This is a genomic window from Neotamlana laminarinivorans (assembly GCF_020523925.1).
GTDB classification, from domain to species: domain Bacteria; phylum Bacteroidota; class Bacteroidia; order Flavobacteriales; family Flavobacteriaceae; genus Neotamlana; species Neotamlana laminarinivorans.
The window spans coordinates 1-364 of record NZ_JAJAPW010000046.1 but is presented as its reverse complement, the minus strand read 5'-3'; the positions used below and the strand labels follow the sequence as shown (position 1 = coordinate 364).

Sequence of the window (364 nt, the reverse complement as noted above, 5' to 3'; positions counted from 1 at the left end):
ATTTTGGAATGAGCCGTCTTCGCCAAATACATAAACATCGTCATAAAAACATGCTCTGCTGGTTACACAAGCTGCATCACAATTCCACCATTCTGAATTCCCAGCATTTGGACCAACACCTAATGCACCTCCTTCTGGAGCCATTACCCATTGGCCAGGCAATCCTGTTGCTCCACTAGAAGGTATAGTTTGGTTAATGTTGTCTATATAGAAAGTCCAATCTGAACCACCTTCGCCAACGACACCAAAATCGAAAAATAAAACTATTTTTTGATACGATTGAGACTCATCAATATCTGCTAAATCAAAAATAACTTCTTCCCAACTACTATTCCCATTTAAGGTAGCTTCCTTTTCAATAAAG

Annotated in this window: 1 pseudogene; it reads right to left on the bottom strand. The window is 39.0% G+C overall.

The features are described 5' to 3' along the window. Positions 1-364: pseudogene (locus tag LG649_RS15970) on the bottom strand (hypothetical protein); the annotation flags it as partial.